Here is a 19,723-nt window from a genome sequence, read left to right on the forward strand (position 1 = left end):
CCCCAGGAAAGACAAACAGACAGAATGGAGCAAAGCTTGAACAAATCGGCGTGACTCCAACGTCTGGCTGTAATGAAACATCTTTTCCTGCTGCTGCTATCCATCCCACTCAACGCTGCAGAAACCCGTGACGCGGCGTTTCAAAAGAGCATTGAGCAGATGTTTCCACGATTGGTGGAGATCAGGCGGGACATCCACATGCACCCAGAGCTGCCAAATGAGGAGGTGCGCACCTCGAAGCTGGTGGCGGACCGGCTCAAGGAACTTGGCTTTACGGACATCAAGACCGGTGTGGCGAAGCATGGCGTGGTGGCGGTGCTGAAAGGCACGCAGGATGGCCCCTGCGTGGCGGTACGCGCAGACATGGATGCGCTGCCGATCAAGGAGCTGCGCAGCACCCCGTACCGCTCGCAGAACCCGGGGGTGATGCATGCCTGCGGACATGACGTGCACACGACCTGTGCGCTGGGCGTGGCGGAGCTGCTCATGAGGCACCGGGACAAGGTGAAAGGCAGTGTGAAGTTTCTTTTCCAACCAGCGGAGGAGGCCATGCCCGCCACCTACAAAGGCGACTGGGGTGCTAAGCTGATGGTGGCGGAGGGCGTGATGGAGAACCCCAAGCCTGCGGCTGTCTTTGGCCTGCATACCACGGCGGTGGTGCAGCCGGCGGGGATCACAGATGACGGTGTCCATTACCTCAAGGCGGGGCAGATCGGCTACACGCCAGGCTATGACAATGCAAACAGCGACCGCTTTCACATCACCATCCATGGCAAGATGGCGCACGGCTCCACGCCGCACAAAGGGGTGGACGCCATCGCGGTGGCGGCGGAGGCCATCATGGCGCTGCAGATGATCAAGAGCCGCCAGACGAACACGCGGCAGCCGCTGGTGATCAGCATCGGCATGATCAGCGGTGGCGACCGCGAGAACATCATCGCGGAGAAAGTGGAGCTGGGCGGCACGGTGCGCACTTATGACGCAGCTTTCCGAGACGGAATCATCGAGCAGATGGAGCGCATCCTAAAGGGCATCACGTCAGCGCATGGGGCCACCTATGAGATGGAGTACCGGAAGACGTACCCGAGCATTCACAATGATCAAAAGCTGGTGGATGTCACGCTGCCGGTCTTTCGCCGGGTCGTGGGAGAAAAGAACGTGATCGAGCTCATCCCGGGCATGGGTGGGGAGGACTTCAGCTTTTTCGCGCAGGTGGTTCCGGGCTTCTACTTCCGCCTGGGCGTGGCGAACGAGGAGAAAGGCATGACCTATGGCGGCCACACGCCGATGTATGACTGTGATGAGCAGAGCATCAAAACCGGCGTGGCCGTGATGGCAGCCGCTGTTTGTGATTTTCTGGATGCAAGCCGCTGACGGTGGCGGCGTTTAAGGGGGGCACCATGAAGATCCGCCGGCTTCTGCTTTCCCTCCTGCTTTGCTGCAGCGCCCTGCACGCTGCTGATTACAAGTCACCCTACAAGGTGGCCTTCACCTTCAGCGATGAGGAGCTGATAGGCGACCTCCTGAAAGGACCGCGTGGCAACTGGAAGGAGGAGGCCAACGTGCCCTACCGCGAATGGTATGATGACGCCAACCAACCGCGCTGGAAATACTGGGGACCTGCGGCGAAGCACTTCAGCCCGCCTGAGGGCATGGGCTCAAAAAGCCCGGAGTGGTCGCGCCAGCGAGTGATCGCCACCGCCATGCGCTTTGTAGGCTACACGTACCAGCATCATCACGTGCCGGACTGGGAGCCACCAGCGGGCTGGCCGAAGGATGAGAGGCAGACCACGCCTGTGACGAAGGGGGTGGACTGCAGCAACTTCACCGCCTTTGTGTACAACATGGCGCTGGGGATCAAGCCCACCGGAGATGTGCAGGATCAGGCCATGCTGACGGAGACCCCCGGGCCGGGTGCAGGGCGAAGCATCGCGGTGAAGCGGATCGAGCTGCCCGAGCGCTACGAGGACTTTGAAAAGACGCTGCTCACGGGGGATCTGCTGTTTGTGAAGAGCAACAAAGGCGAGGTCTCCCACGTGGTGCTGTGGGTGGGCAAGATAGGCCACAGCCCGGAGGGTGCGCCGCTGATTCTGGACAGCACGGGGACACGAACGAAGGACAGCAACGGGGTGGAGATCCCAAACGGCGTGCACCTGCGGCCCTTTAAAAAAGGCTGGTGGTATGCCAGCAAGGCGAGCCACGCGCTGAGGATTATTCCGGAGAAGTGAGAGGGGCTTTGGGAGGACACAAGCACGATCGAAGTTGTGGAACTTCTCGAACCATGCAGGTCCGCGCGTGCCGCACAGAGGACTGTGCGGACCACTATGGACTGATCGCCTGGCTCCTTGCAGGAGTTACATTGCGCGCTTGGCACGCAACGCGTCTTCGATCTGGCCGAGGGGGAGGCAATTGATGACGTCTTTGCGGGTGAGCCAGCCTTTGCGGGCGGCCTTGATGCCGTAGATGACGGCCTGCAGGCCGTGCACGCTGTGGGCGTCGGGATTGATGCTGCATTTGACGCCTTTTTCCTTGGCGAGCTTCCACCAGCGCCAGTCCATGTCGAGACGCCAGGCGCTGGCATTAAGCTCGATGATGGTGCCGGTCTCGGCGGCGGCATCGATCACGGCGGCGATGTTGACATTGTAAGCCGGGCGCTGCAGCAGCAGGCGGCCGGTGAGGTGGCCTAGCATGGTGACGTGCGGATTCTCGATGGCGCGGATGATGCGCTTGGTCATCTCGGCCTCGGGCAGATTGAAGACGTTGTGCACGGAGGCGACGACGTAGTCGAGCTGTACCATGATTTCGTCGCTGAAATCGAGACTACCGTCTTTAAGGATGTCCACCTCGCTGCCGGTGAAGATGCGGAAGCCTTCCTCCTTCATCTCTTCATTGAGCGCCTGGATCTCCTCGATCTGTGCGAGCAGGCGCTTTTCATCGAGGCCGTTGGCCTGGAAAGAGGACTTGCTGTGGTCGGCGATGCCGAGGTACTGCAGGCCCAGCTCGTGGGCTGCATGGGCCATCTCGCGGAGGGTCGCACCGCCGTCGCTGGCGGTGGTGTGATTGTGGAAGACTCCGCGCAGGTTTTCGAGCTGGATGAGGTGCGGCAGACCACCGTGCTCGGCGGCCTCGATCTCGCCTTTGTTCTCGCGCAGTTCGGGATCGATGAAGTCGAGATCCAGCGCGCGGTAGAGCTCGGCTTCATCGTGCACGGGTGGGATGACGGGCGCATCGGCGTGATCCGGCACCGGGGTGAAGGCATACTCATTGAGCGACCAGCCGCGCGCCAGGGCACGCTGGCGGATGACGACGTTGTGCTCCTTGCTGCCGGTGAAGTACACCAGGGCGAAGGGGTACTCCTTACGGGAGACGGCGCGGAGATCGCACTGAACGCCGTGCGTGGCGTGCACGCTGGCTTTGGTAGGCCCCTTCGCGATGACGTCCACGACGATGGGGAGCTGTACGAAGTATTCGATGACCTCCTCGGGCTGCTTGGTGGAGACGAGGAAGTCGAGATCGTGCACGGTTTCCTTGCCACGGCGGAAGCTGCCGCAGACTTCGGCATTCGAGACCTGCGGATGCTGACGCAGCGCCTCCAGAATCTCCTGCGCGAGGGCATGAACCTGATCCTGGCGAAACTCAGACGCGTGCTGCTCGCGAAAGGCGATGCCGTCGAGGATTTTTTCCACTGTCTTGCCGCCGAATCCGGAGAGTTTGGCGGCCTCGCCGCTTTCGCATGCGCGCTTGAGATCGGCGATGGAGGACACACCCAGCTCTGAGTGCAAAGCAGCCACCTTTTTGGGACCGAGGCCGGGGACGTCGAAGAGCTCAAAGAGTGTGTCTGGAAACTCCGCCTTGAGCTTTTCGTAAAACTCCAGCTTTCCGGTGGTGGCCATTTCATGAAGCTTGTCGCGCAGGGCCTCACCGAGCCCCTTGATGCCTGCGAGCTGGTTTTCCGCGGCCAGTTTCATGATGTCGCCACTGAAGCTCTCGACGATCTCCGCGCCGGTGCGGTAGGCGCGCACCTTGAAGGTGTTTTCCCCCTTCAGCTCCAGGAGCAGGGCAATGCGTTCAAAGATGGTTGCGGCGTCTTCACGGGTCATGTGTGCATGATGGCGTGAGATGGCGCGAGGTGAAGCGGGAATTCGCCCTACGGATCTGATTCTCCACAGCAATCATCAAATCCAGCCGCAAAAACGATAGGCCCACCATCCTATCATTTCGTGCATCCATGCCTCAAGATGGGCCAGATTGCCTGCGTTTGGCACCTCGATCCATTTTGCCTTCTGCTCACGCAACGTCATGCTGACGTAATTGCACGGAACAGCAACAACAGCCGTGCCCGCATTTTCAAACACCGCCTTGGCGCGGGTCATGTGATAGGCTGATGTCACCAGCGCCACCTTTTTCCAGCCATGCCTGGCGGCCAGGGCGGAGACTTTTACGGCTTCATCGTGGGTGTCGGTGCAGTTGCCCAGACTTTGCACTGGAACAGGGGAGAGCTGCCACTCCTCCACCCAGCGCATTGCAGCATCCGCCTCGGACTCGATGCCGGACCGCATCTTGCACATGCCACCACCCAATACCAACAGCCTGCCCCGGCCTTTTTTTGCGAGCATCAGCCCCGTAAACAGCCGGTCTGCAGCACCTTTCATATGGATTCCTGCTGGCTCGCTGATCGAGGGCTCCATGCCGCCACCCAGCACTATGATGGCGTCGCACTCTGGCAGTGTGCTGATTTCCACGGGCTTCCAACGAGCCTCCAGTGATGCCACCAAAGCGTGCGGCAGAGCAGTGGCTGCGGTGAGTGTCAGCAGCAGCCAGGCGGTGGCTGGCAAGATCAAAGCCCTCCATTTCCGGTGCTTCAGCTTGATCACTACAAGTGCAGAAAGGAGGAGCCAGACAAGCCCGGTCGGCTCAATAAAGTCTGCCAGAGATCTGAGAAACGAGGTCATGTTTTGCGTTGGAGACGGAAGCTGCATGCGGCAAAGATAAAGGTGCTGGCTATGAGGAGAGTGCTCAGTGCATTGATCACCGGCAGGCTGCGGCTGGTTTTCATCATGCTGGCGACGCGGAGAGGCAGAGTCGTGGTGCCAGGACCCGAGACAAAGAAGGTGATGACATAGTCATCAATTGAAAGAGTGAAGGCCAGAAGACCGCCTGCAAGCACACCGGGCATAATGAGCGGCAAAAGCACTTTTCTCACAGCCATGGCCTGAGTGGCACCCAGATCACGAGCAGCATCAAGCAGGGTAAAATCATAGTCCTGAAGCCTGCCGAGAACCACCATTGTCACGAAGCTCAAACAGAAGGTGACATGCGCGATCCAGATGGTGAGCATGCCGGTTTCAAACCCTGTGAGAACAAAAAGGGCCAGCAGTGACATGCCCATGAGCACGTCCGGCATGACCAATGGCAGAGTGACCAGCATGTGGTGCACATCCTGCAGCCCAGAGCGAAACCGATGCAGCGCATATGCGGCCAGAGTGCCCAGCATCATGGAAACCAGGGAGGCCGAAACGGCAATTTTGAGCGTGATCCAGAGTGACTCCCACACCTCTCCCGCAGCCCAGAGTTTTTCATACCAGTTCCAGGTGAAGCCCTCCCACTCACCGCCAAAACGCGAGGCATTGAAGGAGTTAACAACCAGAACCACCAGCGGAGCAAACAGAAAGACCATCACCCCCAAGGTGATGAAAGCCGGCAGCCTTGAGTGCTTCATTCAGCCTCCTTTCCCCTGCCAAACTTCTGCCTCAGCACAACGAGCAGCATCGGAAGCAGCACAGCCAGCATGAGCCCGCCAGCAAGCGCACTGGCGTGCGGCAGGTTGCGGTCTGAAAAAACGCGCTGGGCGATTTTGCTTCCGAGCATTTCATCCGAAGCGCCGCCCACCATCTGCGGAATAACGTACTGACCAAGACAGCAGACAAAAACCATGACGGATGCAGAAATCAGCCCGCGACTGACACCAGGAACGAACACGTTCGAAAAAGCGCGCCATGGGCCGGCCCCGAGGTCCCGGGCTGCATCCAGCAAGCCGAAGTCAAATTTCTCGGCAGCTGCGTAGAGCGGCAGGATGGCAAAGGGCAGCTGCGTGTAAACAAGCACGAGCAGCACCGTCCCTGAATGATTCAACAGCGTGACATTTTCCGGCAAAAGATGCATCCCGATGAGAAGCCTGGTCAGCGGACCTTCGGGGTGCAGCAGAGACTTCCATGCAAAAATACGGATCAGGAAATTCGACAGAAAGGGGATGACAACCAGCAGCAGCAGAATCTGCCGCATGCGCCGCTTTGCACGCGCCATATGAAAAGACACCGGAAGCGCCAGAGCCAGACAGATCAAAGTCGTCACACCGCTGAGCCATAGCGTGCGCCAGAGAATCGGACCATAGGCGGAGTCCATCACTTCCCGCAGGGTGTCCAGCGTCCAGCCCGGCCCGACACCACCCTGCAAATCGGCAGGGCGAAATGCCGTGCTGATGACCAAACCTGCAGGAATCACAAAAAAGACAGCCAGCCAAGCAAGTGACGGCAGGGTGACAATCCACTGTCTGGCAGAGCCGGATCCGGCTCTCATGAGGCATCCTCCATGTGCACGACCCGGCCTTCATCCGGATGAAAGCTCATCCACACCTCCGCTCCACGCACCGGATCGATCTCCCCTCCGCTAAAGCGGCTGCGCTGGAGCTGCGCCAGAATGCTGTGCTGCCCGGCGCGGATACGATAGCGCGTGTGCGAACCGAAATAGGCCACGTCCTCCACCACTCCGGGGAAGGCGTTAACCCGTTCTACTCTGGACGGCCGCGTCAGCGTGAGACTGATTTTTTCCGGCCTTACCATCAGACGCAAGGGGTGACCGGAAGCGATGTCGCCGCTACCCAGAACGAGCGGACTGCCCAGTCCATCCACCAGCACGCGCACATATCCTTCGTGCTGTATCTCCACCACCACGCCTGTGAAAAAATTTGCATCGCCGATGAAGGAGGCCACAAAGCGGGTGCGGGGATTTTCATAAAGATGCCCCGGTGAGTCCACCTGCTCTACCCTGCCCTCATTCATGACTGCAACTCGATCGCTCAGGCTCATGGCCTCGCCTTGGTCGTGTGTCACGTAGATGAACGTGGTGCCAACCTGTTCATGAATGGTTTTCAGCTCCATGAGCATGTGCTGGCGCAGCTTGAGATCCAGCGCAGCCAGCGGCTCGTCCAGCAGCAGAACCTGCGGATTGTTCACCAAAGCTCGAGCAATGGCCACACGCTGCCGCTGCCCACCGCTCAGCTGTGAGGGGCGCTTGCGCACGTGCTCATTGAGACGCACCAGGTCCAGCATGTGGTCCACGCTGCTGCGTATCTCCTCACGCGGGCGGCGGCTCATGCGCAGGCCGAAGGCCACATTTTCCCATACACTCATGTGAGGAAAGAGGGCGTAATTTTGAAAGACGGTGTTTACTGGCCGCTGCTCAGGCGGAAGCGCGGTGATGTCCCTGCCCGCGACCATAATCCTGCCGCAGTCAGGGCGTTCAAAGCCTGCAATCATCCGCAGCAGCGTGGTTTTTCCACAGCCACTCGGTCCTAAAAGTGAAAACGACTCCCCCCTTGCCACTGCCAAGGATGCATCCCCCACGGCAAGCTGCGTGCCGAAGGATTTGGAAACATGGTCAATGACGAGAAATTCGTCCATTAAAAGGAATAAGGGTATACTTTAGCCTGAAAACAATGGCGGTGGCAAGAAGCTTGCGGGATTGAAAGGAACAGGCGAACTTTACCGAATGTCCAACCGTTTTGAAATCCTGCGCCCTCTTGAAGAAGACACCGCCAGCAAGCTGCTGCTCGTGCGCGACAACAAGCGCGAAAACGAACTGCGGCTGCGTCGATTCAAGACCCAGAAGCCGGAGGAGATCGAGGGGCTGAGGGAGCTTTTCCGTCAGCTGGCCGGGCTGGAGAACCGTCACCTGGACCGGCTGATCGACTACGGAGCGGACAAAGACGGCTTTTACACCATCGTAGCCGGCCCCCTGCCGGGAGAAACACTGCCCGAGATCCTGGAGCGCGGCCCGCTTACGGAAAAGGAATTCACCTCGCTGACCGTGCAACTGCTGGAAGCGCTTTCAGCTCTGCACGAAAGCGCCATCGTGCACGGCAGCCTGCGACCGGAATACGTGCGCATCAGCGGAAAGTCCGCCGCTGACTGGCAGGTGACACTGCATGGCTTTGGGCAGGGATTTGCCTCGAAAGACGACAGCCCCGAGGAGCAGATACGTGCCTACCGCTGCGCCGCCCCGGAGCAGTGGCAGGATGGCTCCACGCGCCGTCGCACAGATGTGTATGCGCTGGGCTGCATCCTCTATGAGGCGCTGACCGCGCGCGCCCCCTTTGATGCAAGGGTGATGAAGGAACTCCGCCTGAAGCACCTCAGCCACGACATCCCACCCCTGACCAAGCTCGCCTCCCATGTGCCAGCCTGGATGACCTCATGGGTGATGCACCTGATGTCACTCGATCCGGAGCAACGTCCGCGCAAGGCTGGTGCTGCACGCACGCAGTTTGAAAAACAAGAGGCCCCGCAGGCTGTGGAGCAGACACCGCGTCCTCTGCCTGTACAGCAAGCAGCCGCCACCGCTGCGCCACCTCCAGGTGTGGCAATGCCGCCACCGCAGAATCTGCGCTCCGCACCCGTCATGCTGCCCAGAACGCAGCCTGGCACTCACAATGCGACCTCCAGCACCATCCCCATAGCCGCTGGTCCGCACGTGGCTGCCAACCGTCCAAAACCTGAAGCCACCAATCCCGTCGTCCCCGCACCAAGAAGGGCCCCTACCCCCGCTCCGGGACCACGTCCTTCGGGTATCAGACCAGCACCGGCAACCGCCCCCTTGCTCATGGGCAAACTCAAGCAGCAAAAGCCCGTCGCAATCGCTGCGGCAGTGGTGCTGGTGCTGCTGTGCCTGTTTGTGGTTTCGCGCTGTGGTGGGAAGCCTGAAGCGGTAAAAACGAAAGCAGGCCAGGTGAAGCGCTGAACTGTTTTATCAGCGGCCATTCGGATGACAAATGTGAAGCAGGCGTTTCCACCTGCTTCACGCTCGGCCCAGTTATCTACTCCAATTTAGATCGACATGAGGAAGTCGAGGAGCTGCTGGACCTGCTGCTTGTTCAGCCTGAGGTAGCGTTCCTTGGAGGCCTTCGCCTCGCCATCGTGAGCCTTGATCGCTTCATCGACAGTCTGTGCGCGACCGTCATGCAGGTAGGGCGCACTCGCGCGCAGCCCCCACAGAGGCGCAGTTTTCATGTCTCTCACATCAGCGGCGGACTGGGCGATGCCATCTCCCAGAGCCCCCATGTCATGCAGGAGCAGGTCTGAGAAAAGCCAGACCTCCTGGCGGTCGAGCGCGGCTATTTTATGGGGGCCTGTGATCATCAGCGGCACGTGGCAGACGGCGCATCCGGTGTTTTGAAACACACTCCGTCCAACCGCAGCAGAGTTCGACAAAGGCAGTCGCGGCGGCGCACCAAGGAAACGCATGAAGTCAGCCACACGGTCAATGTCTCCCCTGCCTGTCGTGGGATCGACGACATCCTCGGGATCCACCACGGTGTCATATTGTGCGAGGAGCTGCGCATTGCCATTGGGTGCGTTTTCAACCGGAAAGAGACGGTTGGTGATGCCCATTTCATTGAGATAGGCATCTCCGGCAAAGCTCAGCACCGTGGCTTGCTGCGCCTTCCAGCCAAAGCGGCCGATCAGCATCTTGCCTGTGGCCGGGTCCGCCACCCTGGCCACTTTTCCCAGCACACCATCCATGGGGGTACGCCTGACATTTTGCAGAATTTGATCGTCCGGGATGGCTTCGACCAAGCCCAGGCCGAAGAGCGGGGTGGAGTTTCGATGCGCCACCACGTTGGCCTCCTGCGGCACCACTTCATGCAGAGCGGGGCTGATCTCCATTTCCTGCTGCAGAGAGCCGCCCAGAGACGTGAGCGGATTAAAGCCCCCGCCGTCGGTGCGGCCAAAGCGTGTCACATTGATGGGGCCTGCACCGCCTGTGGCAGGCGCGTTGTGGCAGGTGACGCAGGAGCTGCGATTAAAGATGGGCCCGAGACCGCCAGTCTCTGTTTCCGTGTCTTCAAAGTCATCCTTTCCATCCAGAAAGGCGGCCAGCTGAGCCCTCGTGAGCCCCGGCAGCGGATCACCAAACTGTGGCTTTGCGGCATTTGTCGGCGGTGGCGTAGTGTGCGGCGGATGCTGAGCCCGGTGCGCGGGGTGACGGGGCGGCATTTGAGCCACGGCATGCGTCTCAAGAGAGCATGCCGTCAGGAGCGCAAGATAAGAGGTGAGACGTGTCGCTTTCATGGCAGGATGGGTTGGCTGCAATCACGCCCATGCGTGATATCGTTGATCTTGGAAATCCCCTGCCTCAAAATTCGTTACTCACTTTTTCCAACACACACCATGACCCTGAAAATCATCATCAAGTACCTGCTCAGCGCCGGCATCATCACACTCGTAAGCGAGATGGTGAAGCGGAGCGACAAGCTGGGTGCGCTGCTGGCAGCGCTGCCGTTTGTGAGCATCATCACGCTCTTCTGGGTGCACCATGAGAGCGGTCCGGAAGTGCGGGCACAAAAGACGGCAGACCACATGTATTACATCTTCTGGTATGTGCTACCCACGCTGCCGATGTTTCTGCTCTTTCCCGCGTTTCAGCGCTGGTGGGGTTTTTATGGTGCCCTGGGCGGCAGCGCAGTGCTGACGCTGCTGCTCTTTGCGCTGCTGCGCGCCGTCAGCGCACGATTTGGCCTGATGCTGTAAGGCTGCGGGCTTGACGGGTGTCGCAGCCGCGTGCTTGATCCGGCATGAACACCAACCACTGTCGCTGGGGCATCCTGGGTGCCGCCTTCATCGCCCGCAAAAACTGGCAGGCCATCCGTGATGCCGGAAACGCCACACTGGTGGCGGTGGCCAGCCGTGACCTCCTGCGTGCGCAGACCTTCATTGATGAATGCCAGAGCAGCGCTCCGCATGCGGTCGTGCCGGAGGCCATGGATGACTACAACGCGCTGCTGGCACGCAGGGACATCGACGCCGTGTACATCCCGTTGCCCACCGGCCTGCGCAAGGAATGGGTCATCCGCGCCGCAGAGGCCGGCAAGCATGTGCTGGCGGAAAAGCCCGTGGGTGTGCATGCGGCCGATGTGGCGGAGATGATCGCCGCGTGTGAAAAGCATCGCGTGCAGTTTATGGACGGCGTGATGTTCATGCACGGCCGCCGCCTGCAGAAGCTGCGCGATGCAGTGGACCTCGATGTGGGGCCAGTGCGCCACATTGCCACCCAGTTCAGCTTCATGAGCGACGATGAGTTTCAGCGCAGCAACATCCGTGCGCACGGCAAGCTGGAGCCACTGGGCTGCCTCGGAGATCTGGGCTGGTACTGTCTGCGCTTCACGCTTTGGGCCATGAACTACGCCACCCCATTGCAGGTGACAGGCCGCATCCATTCGGAGACGCAGCAGACGGACGACACGCCTCCTGTGCCGCTCGAGTTTTCCGGCGCGCTGACCTTTGCGGATGGCGCCAGCGCGTCCTTTTACTGTTCCTTCACCACCACGAATGCGCAGTGGGCCATCGTGAGCGGCGGCAAGGGGCTGCTGCAGGTGTCCGACTTTGTGCTGCCCTTTCATGGCAGCGAGACGAAGTACAGCCTGACGCGCTCCGATTTTATGCTGGACCGCTGCCAGGCCAGCATGCACGAAGGCCGCAAAGTCGAAGTGATCGACGAGCCAAGCAGCAACGCCCCGGGCTCGCAGGAGTCCAACCTGTTCCGCACTTTTTCTGAACTCGTGCTCTCCGAAAAACTGGATGCTCACTGGCCGCGCATCAGCCTGCTGACGCAGCGCGTGCTGGATGCCTGTCTGGCGTCTGCGCAGGACGGCGGCAGAACAGTGAAGCTGGATTTTTAGTCAAAGATCCAGCACCTTGTCCATACGGCGGGCCACATCTGCCAGATAGTCCCAGTCTCCGGCCTTCACCTCGGCGGCGGCCCAGCCGGTGTAGTTGATTTTGGCCAGCTCTGCGCGGACGGCTGGCCAGTTGACACTGCCCTCTCCGAGCGGTGCGTCAAAGCCTTTGCGCATGCCTTCCTTCATGGCGCGCTCGAGGTCGTATTCCTTCACGTCCAGCTTCAGGCTGCGTTTTCCCAGCACTTGCGCCCAGTGCTCCGCCACGCCCCAGCGCATCATGTTGCCGATGTCGAAATGCACCTGCACCCAAGGGCTGCCAACGTCATCGATGAACCGCGCCATGTCGAAAGCGCTGATGAGAAAGGTGTTCCAGACGTTTTCGATGAGAATGCGAACGCCTTGCTTTTCTGCATGCACAGAGGCCCGCTTCATGCGCGCCACTGATGCATCCCATGTCTGCTGCAGCGGCTGGTCCTGCGGATAGTCCAGCACCACGAGCATGGAATCTCCACCCAGCTTTTTCGTCAGATCAATGCCTGACTCAAGTCCTTCGCTTCGTCCGCCCACGGTGCCGTCGATGATCAGTCCGCTCTCCTTGCTGGCGGCGATCCATTCGTTCGCGTTCTGCTCGGTTACATGCCCTAGCAGGCTGGGCTCCACACCCTCATAGCCGCAGGCCCGAAGCTTTTTGAAAGCCTCCGCCAGAGGCATCCCCTGCGCGGCTTTTTGCGCCATGCCCCACTTGAGCGACTTGCGGATCTTTCCAGTGAAGCTTCCAGCGAGAAGCACCGCAGAAGGTGCAAGCATGACATGGCTGCACAGCACGGAAGTTTGATGAATGAAGCAGCGGCGTTTCATGTCATGCACAGATCGGCGATTAAATCAGCCCCCTTTACCAAGGGGCAGTGAAAGCACGATGCCATCACAAACCGGGCTTGCTGTCGAGTCGGAAAATGACTGGCCCCATGCACTTCCGCCTAGCAGGCATCAGCATCACTTTTGAGTCCGCGTGAGGCAAGTCGGCTCAGACCAGTTCCAAAACTGCGGCTCCAGAAGCTTCGCATAATTTTGCGGAGCGGAATCCAAGTGGCTATGGGCACCATTCTTGTCAGCCTTTACGACACCTTTGAGATGACCTGCCTTGATGGCAGCGGCAACAGCCTCGTGGTCGATGCTCCAAGTGTAGAGCACACCGCCTTCGGCGACACGCATCAAGAAGAGAGAGACTGGTCCGGCCTTTTTGACATCGCGTTCCTTGGCGACTGCGAAGCAGAGCTTGACCTTGGAGTCGGCCGAGGCACGGCGAATGGCCAACTCGACGGGCTTGTCCTCTTTGTTGCCGGGCTCTGTCATGAGAATCCTGCCCTGCACAGAGTCAGTTACGGCAAATTGCACGGCGTCCTCCTCTTTTTCATTCACTGTAGTCCAGGCACCATTCCAGTCAGCGACATCAAGAGCGACCGGCCTGAGGCCAAAGTCTTCATCCACGGTCGTTTCGGGACAGGAAGTGAGGAGGCAGGCAAGCAAAACGGCGGTCAGAACGCGCAGCATGAGAGTCATGGCCGTGGCGGAGTGGGGGGCGGGGTTGACGGGAGCTGGTCACGCAGTTGGCTGGTGGCTCCAGGCGGCAGAGAAAGAGAAATGCCGCTGCTGCGCGCATCACTGCTTTCCGGAGGCGCGGCGATGTCAGACGGCGGTTTCGGTACCGGAATGGCTTTGGGCACAGCAGACTCTCCAGGAGCGACTTTGACCCCAGGCACACTCGAAGGAGGAGCCTTGGCCTGTTGGGGCGCCAGCACTTGTTTGGCGGGCACGGGTACAATGACAGACGGATTTCCAGCCGCCTCCAAAGGTGCAGGCACATGCTTTTTTTGCCAAAGGGCGGAGCCAGAGAGATGGGCGCACATGGCCCCGATGACCATGGAACCGCTCAGAAACACGGCGGCCTTCAGCCACAGGGGCACATCCTCTCGCGGAATGAGATGAGCGGGCAGCGTGGGGGGGACATTCGCGGCAGCAAGCGCCCAGTCAGGCGCATCTGGTGGCGAAGGCTCGCTTCCGCCGTTGCGGAAAAGCAGCTCGGCAAAGCCGATGGTTGGCTCGTCTCCGCCCCTGGCTGCGCCTCCAGATGTGAGGGCTCCCGGAGCTGCACGGGATGATTCAGCGACCAGCGGCACCGAGACCTCAGGCTTCACAGGCGGTTTGGCGACGGGCACAGTCTGAGCGCGAGTCTTTGCCACAGGTTCTGCAACGCCTGTGCGCACAGGCTCGCTGGCTTTGGGTGCGGGGTCACGATGCTGAATGATGCGAGCGTAACGGGCGAGAAAGTCGCTGCGCTGGGAGGGCTTTGCCTCTGCCATCTTGGCGACTTCGTCATCAAGCAGTCGCGCAACAGTTTCGCGCTCACGCGTATCTGGGCGCGGTTCGGCGTGAACACCAAGAGGAGACACAAAGCCCAGAAGGAATTTGCACATGGCAGCAAGCCAGCCGCCATGCCATGGCGTGGGCGTCGTGCCTCGCGCAGGAGGCAGCAGCACGGCGGGGTCGCAGCCCCTGCCAGACATGGATGCAAGCGTAGGATGCGCGCGTACAATGACATTGAAGGCCGGCCACTCGTTGAGCTTGGAAACAAGCAGCTTCGTGCTGCGTGAGTCCTCACGCGCGAATCCGGTGAGCAGGAAGATGTCTTCCAGCCGCAGCTTGCTGGAGGGAAGAGTGGAGCGTTCGAGCTGAGTCAGCGCAGTGTCGAGCCCGGCAAGCACAAGGTAGGCCTCCTGCACTTCCAGGCACTGCCGCTCCCGCAAGAGCTCAGCGAGGCTGATCCCCTCGGCGACTTCTTCCGCGAGACAGGTGATTTCCTCGGCCTCATTCACGAGCGCCAGAGTTATGAGACACGAATTGTCACGCTGCTTGGTGATCTTGAAGGCGGACTCATCCGCCTGTTTCACACTTGCATGGGAAATTCGGGCAGGCGGAACCTGCTCAATTAGAACGGAACGGCCTGTCTTGGTAAGCGTGCCGCGCATGCTGTAGGGGTTGGCCATGTCGAGGCGCTGGCTCTGAATGCGAACCAGATTGACCATGCCACGTGCGACATCCTGATAGCCAGCCAGCAGCGGAGCGAGCAGAGCACGAGGTTTGTGCGCCGTGGGTATTTCCCCGGAAAGCTGCTGGGGCGCAAGTTTGTGCAAACTGGCGCGCAACTCACGCATGGCCGCGATGACACCGCCACCTGCACAGGAAAGGCAGGCGCTGAGAAGTTCGGCAAAATCTGCCACTGCAAGGCTGTGGTCCGGCAGCATGCCGCCCTGTTCCACAAGGAAGGTGCGAAGAGCTTTGCCCTGCTTTTCAAAACCGGCCTTCAGGGCACGCTTTTTGCCATCGCTGTTGCTGAGCACATTGAAGTCAGCCGCCAGCACCTGGACAGCCTGCGATGCGGTTTGCACAATTCTCAGGTTATCGAGAGGGGATTCGGCAAGGAACTCGCCTCTCTCACACAGTGCTATGGCAGTCTCCAGCGCCCGGGTGGCGATCATGATGGCAAGCCAGCCTGGAATGTCCTGAAGCCGGGCGAGATAGGTCCTCAGAGCCTCTCCATCCACATTGCCGGTGATATAAAAGGGGTTTCCTTCGTCTTCACCAAATTCGATCATGCGGGCGAGCCCGGGGTGGCCTCGTTTTTGCAGTGTTTTGCAGCCTTCCTCAAACGCAGCTCGGCTTTGCAGGGGCTCCAGCAGCACATGGCAGTGGACGTACTCCATCCGCTGGATATCAAAGGCCAGCACCGCCACCTGCTCGGAGTTGCGGACCAGCTCGACGTTGTTGCCGTCGACGTCTTGAACGATTTGATAATGTCTGAATAGACTCGGCTCCGACATGGGGGGCTGTTTTGAGGAGGAATGGCCGACTATCCTTCCATGCGACGGATGTTCAAGCCAGCGTTTCCTCGTAAGGTGAATAACAAATGGCGTGCCAAAACTTGCCCGTTCCTTTTGTTTCGGGCACATTTTGAGCAAATGCACCGCCCCGTCACCTCCCTCCTGGCAAGCCTCCTGCTCATTTTTCCACTGGCGGTTTTTGCCCAGACACCGCCAGAGGATGATTCACCCTCTAAAATCCGCGTGTCACTGCTGCCCGGCACGCCGGATGTGGACGCTGCCACGCAGGCTGTGCTGACGGATTGGCTGACTCAATTTCAAAGAACCATCTACCGGATGAAAATCCGTGATTATTTGCAAATGGTTGACTGGGACGCCCTCATTGAGGCCACCTACGCCGGTTCTGCCGTCCAGCCAGACCTTTCCAAAAAGCTTTTGCTCAAAAAAGCCATGATCCTGACCAGCGAGCGCATGTTTCCGGTCATGCGCCCGTTTTTTCTGTTTCTGGACGCCGAGATACGTCGCATTGATGTTGATGGCGACAAGGCGGTGATCATCGCAAGAACCCACGATGAGGGCGGCTCCGAATTCAAGCTGCGCTGGTGGCTGCAGCGCCATGGCAGCCACTGGCAGATGACAGATTATGAAAACATCACCGTCAGCACCCGTTTTTCAGCGCTTTTGCTGATGGGGTTCCAGGCGGCATCATCACCAGAGGGACTCAGCAAGGAACAGGCCTCAAAATTTATACAAATGGGCATAGCGATGCAGGATGGTGAAATCGACAAAGCCTACACGCTCGTCAAAGAACTCGACGCCTCCAAACTGCCTGCGGTGCTCACAGAGGTATTTCTGGCTGCCAAGCTAGGCGTGCTTTCCCAGATGGATGGCAAAAAGGACGAACTCGAGACCGCTTTGCGCGATCTGGAAAAAATAGCGCCTACCAATCCCGTTCTTTTTTTGATGCGCACCGCGACCAGCTACGATGCGTCAGACTATAAGAACACCATCCTTTGGGCGAAAAAAATTGGCGCCAGCGTGGGCCATGACGAGGACACATGGTCCATGCTTGCGGACTCTTATCGTGAGCTTAAAGAAGACAAAGAATACCTCGCTGCCAGTGAGGGCTGGGTAGCGGACTACCCCAACTCGCCAACGGCGCTCTGGAATTTTTGGCAGGCCCTGCCCGAAGCTCAGCGTGAGGGCAGGATAAAACCCTTGCTGGAGAAAATCACCCCTGCTGAAGACGGGCTGGTGGAATTTGCAGACAATGCCATGATTGAAGATGACGCAGCAGCCATGAAAATGACCATCAGCGTCATGCAGGCGCGAAAGCTGGCACCTGAGACGGTTGATGAATTTCAATCCAGTCTCAAAATGATCCTGGATGCCCAAAAAAGCACACCCGAAAAAAGGAAATAGCAACAAAGTCGCAGCCGCTGCCCTCTGCGCAGCGGACGTGACACACGTCATTTTTATGCTGTCGGCTTCCATGCTGCTATGGCATCGGGAGAGCGGGATTTCATACCGAGACGCTGGGTGGTGAACTCATCGGGCAGCAGAATCTCGGTTGCTGTGTTAAAGCCAAGAGAGCCTAGAAAGTGCGTTTCAGTGCGTTCTGCTGACTCCGCCAGCCAGGCAAAAGCACGGTGGTAGTGGCTCAGAAAGGTTTCCACATAGGGGGCGATGCACTCGGAAGTGCGTGATGCCATCTGCATGCCGATGCCGCGCATGCTGGCAGCATCTGCCAGGGTCATCGAAACCCCCGGCATCTCCGGCATAGGCATGGGCATGAGATGCTGGTTCAGGCTCACAGTCTTGCCGTCATCCGTGAAAGGAAACGGCGCGCCGTCCATGGTGGCTGTGATCTGGCGCAGGAGGTTGAACATTTTCGGCACCACCGACTGCAGCGCAGTGAGAAAAGCACTGGGGTCATCCACGTTTGCAAACTTGGTCGTGAGAGTCTGAAAAGCAAAAAACGAGATCAGCAGCTCACGGAATGACCGCAGCGCACCGCTCATGGCCTCATAGATGGTGACCCAGGCGGTCAGGTCACGACGCCGCACACGCAGCCATTCACTGAGCTCTGCGGGATCGCTCCACCAGAGCATGCCAAGCGCTGCGGCAAACCGGCGTTCAAGCACCCGCTCACGCTCCTGCAGCGGGCCCTCCATATGCTCCATGACCATGCGCTGGCAGCTGGCTTCCTCATAGAGGGTGCTCGAACTGGCATCCCGCGTGCCGAACTGCATTCTTGAAACGCTGAATCCCGCGAGGCTGAGCGTGGCGGCAGCCTCGAGATCACGACGGCGCTGCCAGGCCTGGTTCCATTCCTGCAAGGCCACTTTGAACTGAGGTCCCCAGACACTGACTTCCTCGCGCACCTGCAGAATCTCGCGCTTGAGTTCAGAAAGCGTCGTGGCGCTTGTGGGAGTGCTGCCCAGACCGCACATCGTGCGCTCCGGGTGGGCCAGCCCGCCGAAATAACGGCGGATGACCAGCAGCGCCTCCTCCTCGTTCCGGTTTTGATGAATCGCCTCATCATCTCTCACCATGCGGTGCTCATGCAGGTTCAAGCCCAGCCCATGCTGGTAATAGAAGCAGGTCACCTGCCGGGAGAGATCCACAAATTGACGCAAAGCCGATGCAGCAGGCTGTGCATGGGACAAATGGGCAACGATCGCCTCGCCCTTCGCAGCAGGCTCATCTGCCTGCTTCACGGCAAGCACCTCTCCCGCATCAGCACGGGCCAAAGCACGCTCCTTTGCCTGGGCAGCCACATGGCGTGCCATGAGCAGAGAAAGATTCTCCGGAAGGTGATGCTGGCTGATGCCGCTGCTTATTTCCTGCTGCGCCACCTCCCATGATCTGCGAAGCAGGGAAAGCTTTTGCTGCATGCGCAGGTTCATGGCCTCGCCGATGACATTGGAGCAACAACGCACCGCCAGACGCTGCATGCTCCAAATCGTGGCGGCACTGACAAGCCGGGCGGCCAGGGCAAAGACCATGAAAGGGATTTTAGCCACCCACATCCAGCTCCGCATGAGCCTGCGCCACAGATGGTGCCATTCGGGTTCACGCTGCGGAGTCAGATAAACGTAAACCTCCCATGGATTGCGCTCGAGTGCAGCGCGGAAAAACCAGGCGTTAATTTCCCGAACAGCGTGCACCAGAGGGGTGCAAAGGCCGCCCGCATTGTGGCTAAGCTCCTGCACCAGCAGACCGCCAAGCTCGCGGGCGGTGATCACTGACACCACCGGCAGGCCGAGGTGCAGCACCGTCTGCCCGCTGAGGAGGCCTGACAAGCCGCCCAGCATGGAGCTGCGGACTGTGACTGTGGTGTCCAGCCAGACCTGCACGGGGGGCTGAGCACGCAAATGCCAGCAGAGCAGATGGATGAGCTCAAAAAGCTGCGGCTGTGTGGCAGGACTGACCTGCACCGCCACCTTTGCAGGCTTTGACCGTGGCAGCAAAGGCCGAAGCATGAACCCCCAGGTTATGCCCATGAAGACGAACTTCAAAAGCTCCGAAAGCATGCGCCAGAGCCCCCATTCGGCCCAAGTCCTGTGGCTGACGATCAGCCAGAACTGCCAGCCTATCCATGCCAGCAGCCCTCCCACCAGCAGCAGGTAACAAAGCTGAAGAGCCAATGCGCAGGTGGCGGAAAACAGCAGCAGCCCAAAATGCAAGGGCCCACGCCACGGTGCGATGCGCACCGGCTGTTCGGGCCGTTGTAGAGTGACTGTGGGGGCGGGCATGAAAATCTGGGATAACTGAAAGCGGCATCCCTCCTCATAATTAACCCCTTTAAATATGGTAATTCTAGTTAATTGTTGACGTTTAGAGGGGTTTTAGGTGCATTCTGAAGACAGGTTTAGCCACCTTGAGTCGT

At 59.4% G+C, this 19,723-nt stretch carries 16 protein-coding genes; 6 read left to right on the forward strand and 10 right to left on the reverse strand.

Annotated elements, in window-relative coordinates:
- Window positions 1–72: 72 nt before the first annotated feature.
- Together ACZ5WW_RS07430 and ACZ5WW_RS07435 are read left to right on the forward strand one after the other, a co-directional pair.
- Complete coding sequence (locus ACZ5WW_RS07430; protein ID WP_377172099.1) at window positions 73–1,374, forward strand: M20 metallopeptidase family protein; 1,302 nt, start codon at window positions 73–75, stop codon at window positions 1,372–1,374.
- Window positions 1,375–1,400: 26 nt separating this feature from the next.
- Window positions 1,401–2,228 carry an NlpC/P60 family protein gene (locus tag ACZ5WW_RS07435; RefSeq protein ID WP_377172097.1) on the forward strand — a complete coding sequence of 276 codons (828 nt, stop codon included), beginning with the start codon at window positions 1,401–1,403 and terminating at the stop codon, window positions 2,226–2,228.
- A gap of 126 nt (window positions 2,229–2,354) precedes the next feature.
- On the opposite strand, the gene polX is transcribed toward ACZ5WW_RS07435, so the two are convergent.
- The 5 genes from polX to ACZ5WW_RS07460 all read right to left on the reverse strand — a co-directional run bounded on the left by polX (window position 2,355) and on the right by ACZ5WW_RS07460 (window position 7,679).
- Window positions 2,355–4,100, reverse strand: coding sequence for a DNA polymerase/3'-5' exonuclease PolX (gene polX, locus ACZ5WW_RS07440; RefSeq protein ID WP_377172095.1), 1,746 nt, complete (start codon window positions 4,098–4,100; stop codon window positions 2,355–2,357).
- Window positions 4,101–4,175: 75 nt separating this feature from the next.
- Entirely contained in the window at window positions 4,176–4,952 is a 777-nt protein-coding gene (locus ACZ5WW_RS07445) for a YdcF family protein (RefSeq protein ID WP_377172093.1), read from the reverse strand.
- Window positions 4,949–5,719: an ABC transporter permease gene (locus tag ACZ5WW_RS07450; protein ID WP_464694226.1), complete on the reverse strand. Its 771-nt coding sequence runs from the start codon at window positions 5,717–5,719 to the stop codon at window positions 4,949–4,951. Before ACZ5WW_RS07450 ends, ACZ5WW_RS07445 begins: the two co-directional genes overlap by 4 nt.
- The gene (locus tag ACZ5WW_RS07455; protein ID WP_464694249.1) at window positions 5,716–6,402 is read right to left on the reverse strand and encodes an ABC transporter permease; all 687 of its coding nucleotides are present in this window, start codon (window positions 6,400–6,402) and stop codon (window positions 5,716–5,718) included. Before ACZ5WW_RS07455 ends, ACZ5WW_RS07450 begins: the two co-directional genes overlap by 4 nt.
- A gap of 170 nt (window positions 6,403–6,572) precedes the next feature.
- Entirely contained in the window at window positions 6,573–7,679 is a 1,107-nt protein-coding gene (locus ACZ5WW_RS07460; protein ID WP_377172089.1) for an ABC transporter ATP-binding protein, read from the reverse strand.
- Window positions 7,680–7,767: 88 nt separating this feature from the next.
- Between ACZ5WW_RS07460 and ACZ5WW_RS07465 the strand changes: the two genes are divergently transcribed.
- Complete coding sequence (locus ACZ5WW_RS07465; protein WP_377172087.1) at window positions 7,768–9,015, forward strand: serine/threonine protein kinase; 1,248 nt, start codon at window positions 7,768–7,770, stop codon at window positions 9,013–9,015.
- Between the two features lie 86 nt (window positions 9,016–9,101).
- Here ACZ5WW_RS07465 and ACZ5WW_RS07470 read toward each other — a convergent pair whose 3' ends face one another.
- Window positions 9,102–10,346, reverse strand: a complete 1,245-nt coding sequence (locus ACZ5WW_RS07470; RefSeq protein WP_377172085.1) for a di-heme oxidoredictase family protein — start codon at window positions 10,344–10,346, stop codon at window positions 9,102–9,104.
- A gap of 99 nt (window positions 10,347–10,445) precedes the next feature.
- Here ACZ5WW_RS07470 and ACZ5WW_RS07475 point away from each other — a divergent pair, with 99 nt between their 5' ends.
- A complete protein-coding gene (locus ACZ5WW_RS07475; protein WP_377172083.1) occupies window positions 10,446–10,805 on the forward strand; it encodes a DUF3147 family protein in 360 nt (119 codons plus the stop codon).
- A 44-nt stretch (window positions 10,806–10,849) separates the two neighbouring features.
- The gene (locus ACZ5WW_RS07480) at window positions 10,850–11,953 is read left to right on the forward strand and encodes a Gfo/Idh/MocA family protein (RefSeq protein ID WP_377172081.1); all 1,104 of its coding nucleotides are present in this window, start codon (window positions 10,850–10,852) and stop codon (window positions 11,951–11,953) included.
- Here ACZ5WW_RS07480 and ACZ5WW_RS07485 read toward each other — a convergent pair whose 3' ends face one another.
- The 3 genes from ACZ5WW_RS07485 to ACZ5WW_RS07495 all read right to left on the reverse strand — a co-directional run bounded on the left by ACZ5WW_RS07485 (window position 11,954) and on the right by ACZ5WW_RS07495 (window position 15,831).
- Window positions 11,954–12,811: a sugar phosphate isomerase/epimerase family protein gene (locus ACZ5WW_RS07485; RefSeq protein WP_377172079.1), complete on the reverse strand. Its 858-nt coding sequence runs from the start codon at window positions 12,809–12,811 to the stop codon at window positions 11,954–11,956.
- A gap of 135 nt (window positions 12,812–12,946) precedes the next feature.
- Window positions 12,947–13,513: a hypothetical protein gene (locus ACZ5WW_RS07490; protein ID WP_377172077.1), complete on the reverse strand. Its 567-nt coding sequence runs from the start codon at window positions 13,511–13,513 to the stop codon at window positions 12,947–12,949.
- Window positions 13,510–15,831 (reverse strand): hypothetical protein, encoded by a 2,322-nt coding sequence (locus tag ACZ5WW_RS07495; protein ID WP_377172075.1) that lies wholly within the window; start codon window positions 15,829–15,831, stop codon window positions 13,510–13,512. The genes ACZ5WW_RS07490 and ACZ5WW_RS07495 overlap by 4 nt, the downstream gene beginning before the upstream one ends.
- Window positions 15,832–15,852: 21 nt before the next feature.
- Here ACZ5WW_RS07495 and ACZ5WW_RS07500 point away from each other — a divergent pair, with 21 nt between their 5' ends.
- Window positions 15,853–17,253, forward strand: coding sequence for a hypothetical protein (locus tag ACZ5WW_RS07500; RefSeq protein ID WP_377172073.1), 1,401 nt, complete (start codon window positions 15,853–15,855; stop codon window positions 17,251–17,253).
- Window positions 17,254–17,306: 53 nt separating this feature from the next.
- On the opposite strand, the gene ACZ5WW_RS07505 is transcribed toward ACZ5WW_RS07500, so the two are convergent.
- Window positions 17,307–19,589, reverse strand: coding sequence for a hypothetical protein (locus tag ACZ5WW_RS07505; RefSeq protein ID WP_377172071.1), 2,283 nt, complete (start codon window positions 19,587–19,589; stop codon window positions 17,307–17,309).
- Window positions 19,590–19,723 lie beyond the last annotated feature (134 nt).

It is taken from the genome of Prosthecobacter fluviatilis (assembly GCF_055388355.1).